Raw genomic sequence first — 4,055 nt, 5'->3', positions numbered from 1 at the left:
TTCTGCACAACCCGATCCATACATTGGAGACGACCACCACCGGATGCCATGCTGAGGCGCAAACCATGTGTGACCTCGAAGAGAACCATGACCCCGGACGGATCAGTTGCTTTCCGCTTGACAGGGCCGCAATCAGAGAACTGTCCGGCGTTGCGGGATCCGCGCTTTCGTCGGTCGCAGCAGGCTGGTGTGTCGTTTCGCTGTTCCCATCGTGCCCGGCTTCTGTGTCCTTGGCGGGTGCAAGAACGATGGCAGCAGTTCCCCCACCAGAAAGGCCCAGAAGCAGGGCGATAAGCGGCATGATTTTTTTGAGCATCGCAGAGCCTTTTCAACGCTAGAACGGGAGAATTGCATCGAGAACCTGCTGTCCCACACGCGGCTGTTGGACATCACTGATCTGTCCACGGCCGCCATAGGAGATGCGTGCCGACGCCATCTTGTCATAGGTGATTTCGTTCTGTCGGGTGATGTCGGCCCGGCGTACGAACCCCGACACAAAGAGTTCCCGCAATTCGAAGTTCACTCGAACTTCCTGCGTGCCTTCGATCCGCAAGACATCGTTCGGCAGGACATCGACAACCGTTGCCGCGATGCGCAGGGTCAGTTTCTCGTTGCGGCGCACGGAACCGTTTCCCTGGCTTGCGCTGGACGAATCGAGCTCGACTGCCGAATTGAGGCTTGCTCCGTCCGGCAGAGCCTTGTTGCGGCGCTGCGGAAAACCCAGCAAATGAGGAATGCCCAGATTTTCCTGTGATGACCGGGATCGCGACGTTGTGTTCGAAATCTCGGCCTGATCATCGATCTCGACCATCACCGTCAGGATGTCGCCCGTTGTGAACGCTCTGCGATCGCCAAAGAGGGACGTTTCATCGCCACTCCAAAGCGATGCCCTGCGATAATCAGAGGTATCAAGCGTCCGGGTTGGCAGGCCGGAAAAAACCATTGCCTGCCGTTCAACGCTTTGGGTCTGCGGAGACAGGCTTGGCGCCTGGCCAATATGATCGAGTTTGCCGCAACTTTGTAGCAGGGCGCCACATGCGGTGGCGATCAGAAGGCGATACATCATGTCAGGGAAGCACTTTCAAACTGCCGCCTTCCAGAACCTCGGCGCGGATTGTGTTGCGCGACGTGAGGTTCATGGCGCGGATCACATCACCGACCGATCCCCGTTCAAGGGCGCGGGCCTCGGTGGCGATGGTTAATCCATTAAGAATGAATATAGCTGGGGCGATCTGGTTTCGCTCGATGACTGCGGCCTGCATGAGGCTGGCTTTCAGGATGGGCTGACCGGCGTAGATGGCGTGCCTTGCTTCGGCCCCGATCACGGCTTCGATTGAGCGTTCGGCCCCAACGGTGTCTACGTCTTTGACCGACACAGCGTCGGCAGCGATCACTTCGCGGGCGCGAATGGTTTTCTCGGCAAAGACGGTGTCGGCCAAGGCCGGCAGGCCGTTCAAAACGAGGCCCAAAACGATGAGGTGCCGCATCATCGCACCTGCGTTGTGGCACCAAGCATCTGGTCCACCGCCGAAATCACTTTGGCATTCAATTCGTAGCCGCGCTGGGCTTCGATCAGTTCGGTCAGTTCGCGGACGGGATCAACGGAACTGTCCTCCAGATAGCCTTGCCGCAGGGTTCCAAGACCGTCTTGTCCGGGTATGGCCACCAATGGTCCACCGGAGGCTTCGGTTTCTGCAAACAGGTTCCCGCCCAGGGCTTCGAGTCCCTTCGCATTGGCGAACCCGACAAGGTTCAACTGGCCAAGGAGTTGCGGCTCTGCCGTTTCGGCAAAATACGCGTAGACTTCGCCTTCGGGATTGATCGAAATGCTACGCGCATCCTGCGGTATGACGATTTCGGGCGCCACGGCAAAGCCTTCGGACGTCACGATCAGGCCTTCCGCATTCCGCTTGAGCGAACCGTCCCGTGTATACGCAGCCTGTCCCGAGGGCATCGCCACCTCGAGGTAGCCATTCCCGTCAATCGCCAGATCGAGATCGGAATTGATCTGGCTCAACGATCCTTGTGCCAGGTGCACCGATACCGCAGCGGGTCGGACTCCAAGCCCCACCTGAACACCTGTTGGCAGGACAGTGCCATCTGCCGCGTTTACCGTGCCGGCGCGGGCGATCTGTTGATAGTGCAGATCCGAAAACTCGGCGCGTCGCGCATTGTATCCGGTTGTGTTCATATTCGATAAGTTGTTCGAGATGATCTCGACCCGCATCTGCTGAGCGGCCATCCCTGTTGCCGCGATTTTGAGGGCGCGCATGGTGTTTCCTTTACTTAATTAGGGTCTGGAGGGCCGTTCGCGACCGTTCGTGATCCATGTCGAGCAGCTTTTGACCCATTTCATAAGCGCGCTGGACTTCGATCATTCTTGTCAATTGCGAGATCGCATCAACGTTCGAACCTTCGAGATGGCCTTGCAGGACAAGAGCGGTTTCGGATGGAGCGAGGGCAGCGTCGGTTTGAAACAGGACACCGGATTCGCGTTTGAGATCAGCGCCTTGTTCCGGTTCCACAATTCCGATCTGGCCAAGAAGCTGATCGCCCAGACTGACCGTGCCGTCGGCTGCCACTTTCACATCCGCTTCGCCGGCCGGCACGTTGATCGGAGCGCCACCGATGTCGAGAAGGCGATTGCCATTTGACGAAACGATGTCGCCAACCGAGTTCACGTTGAACGCTCCGGCTCGGGTGAGGCGAATGCCATTCGGAGTCTCGACCTGAAAATAACCTGAGCCTTCGATTGCCAAATCAAGCGGATTTCCTGTCTGGGTCAGGATGCCCTGTGCGACCGAGGTCTTCTTGACCCGTGCCGCAGCCATCGACAGGCTGTCTCCGTCGTGAACCGCTTTGACATATTCCGAGAAGACAAGCCCTTGCTGGCGGAAACCGGTCGTGGCCGCGTTCGCCATATTGTGCGCAATACTTTCCATTTCGCGCATCAGCCCGGATTGGCGAGTCAGCGTGACGTAGCCGGCAGTTTCCATGTCAGCCTCCTGCAATTGACGGAATGATGATGGTCTGGAAAAAATCGATCAGGCTTTGCGTCATGAAGTTCATTGAGGCCCAGAACACCGACAGCATCGCAACCAGCTTTGGTACGAATGTCAGTGTCATTTCCTGAATCGAGGTCAGCGCCTGAAACAGTCCGATCGACACACCAGTGACGAGCGCCACCAAGAGCACGGGCGCCGAAATCAGGACGGCCACGCGCAAGCCTTCGCGCAGAACATCATAGATGTAGCCTTCGCCCAGCACGGGCTTATACCGGCATGCGCAGGATTTCCTGATACGCCTCGACCACACGATTTCGGACAGTGACGGCTGTTTCCACGGCCAATTGCGACTGCGACAGTGCTTCCACCAGAGCATGAGGATCGGCATCACCGTACATCGATCCCATGGCGACGTTTTCGGTTGAAGTCAGGGTCTGGGCGAAATCTTCGGTGATTTTTGCAAAACTCTGTGCGATCGCCGCCCGTGGATCGGGTTCTGTTGCGGATTTCAAAGATGCATATTGCTGAGATGCGAAGAGCGTTTTGACGTCCATGGGGGTTCTCCATTCTGGAAAGGGTTATTTGCGCAACAGGTCCATAAGGCCTGAAGACATCTGGCGGGCTTGATCGAACATCTTGAGGTTCGCCTCGTAGCTGCGCTGGGCTTCACGCGCGTCTGCGATCTCGACGATGAGGTCGACATTTGATCCGGTGTAGTGCCCCGAAGCGTCCGCCAACGGATGGCCCGGGTCGAAAATCTGTTCACCGGCCCGCCGATCAAGCGCCACCTTGTCAACGATGACTTGAGCCAACCCCGTCCTTTCGATGGCTTCTGAAAAAGCTACGGTTTTGCGGCGATACCCCGGTGTGTCGGTGTTTGCCACGTTTTCGGCGACGATCCTCAGCCGGTGTGACTGTGCCTTGAGCCCACTTGCAGAGACGCCGAGGGAGTCTGAAAATGCTGACATAGCGCCCCCTACTGTTTGCTGAGGGCGCTGCGCAGCATGCCCAGAGAGGCGCGATAGATGGCGAGAGCGCGATCATGCTGGC

General features: G+C 57.7%; 7 protein-coding genes and 1 pseudogene. All 8 read right to left on the bottom strand.

Annotated features, from left to right (window positions below):
• A pseudogene (locus JJ869_RS22480) lies at nucleotides 1-316 on the bottom strand (hypothetical protein); the annotation flags it as partial.
• Between the two features lie 18 nt (nucleotides 317-334).
• Nucleotides 335-1,066 (bottom strand): flagellar basal body L-ring protein FlgH, encoded by a 732-nt coding sequence (flgH, locus tag JJ869_RS22475; protein WP_292271018.1) that lies wholly within the window; start codon nucleotides 1,064-1,066, stop codon nucleotides 335-337.
• Nucleotide 1,067: 1 nt separating this feature from the next.
• Nucleotides 1,068-1,487, bottom strand: a complete 420-nt coding sequence (gene flgA, locus JJ869_RS22470; protein WP_292271015.1) for a flagellar basal body P-ring formation chaperone FlgA — start codon at nucleotides 1,485-1,487, stop codon at nucleotides 1,068-1,070.
• On the bottom strand, nucleotides 1,487-2,272 hold the full coding sequence (gene flgG / locus JJ869_RS22465; RefSeq protein WP_292271012.1) for a flagellar basal-body rod protein FlgG: 786 nt from the start codon (nucleotides 2,270-2,272) through the stop codon (nucleotides 1,487-1,489). Before flgG ends, flgA begins: the two co-directional genes overlap by 1 nt.
• 10 nt (nucleotides 2,273-2,282) lie before the next feature.
• Nucleotides 2,283-2,996 (bottom strand): flagellar hook-basal body complex protein, encoded by a 714-nt coding sequence (locus JJ869_RS22460; RefSeq protein WP_292271011.1) that lies wholly within the window; start codon nucleotides 2,994-2,996, stop codon nucleotides 2,283-2,285.
• Nucleotide 2,997: 1 nt separating this feature from the next.
• Entirely contained in the window at nucleotides 2,998-3,267 is a 270-nt protein-coding gene (locus JJ869_RS22455; protein WP_292271008.1) for a flagellar biosynthetic protein FliQ, read from the bottom strand.
• Nucleotides 3,268-3,271: 4 nt separating this feature from the next.
• Nucleotides 3,272-3,559 carry a flagellar hook-basal body complex protein FliE gene (gene fliE, locus JJ869_RS22450; RefSeq protein WP_292271006.1) on the bottom strand — a complete coding sequence of 96 codons (288 nt, stop codon included), beginning with the start codon at nucleotides 3,557-3,559 and terminating at the stop codon, nucleotides 3,272-3,274.
• Nucleotides 3,560-3,583: 24 nt separating this feature from the next.
• Nucleotides 3,584-3,973, bottom strand: coding sequence for a flagellar basal body rod protein FlgC (flgC, locus tag JJ869_RS22445; protein ID WP_292271004.1), 390 nt, complete (start codon nucleotides 3,971-3,973; stop codon nucleotides 3,584-3,586).
• Nucleotides 3,974-4,055: the final 82 nt, after the last annotated feature.

The organism is Marivita sp. (assembly GCF_017643905.1).
Classification (GTDB): Bacteria; Pseudomonadota; Alphaproteobacteria; order Rhodobacterales; family Rhodobacteraceae; genus Marivita.
This window is presented reverse-complemented; position numbering and strand designations above follow the sequence as displayed.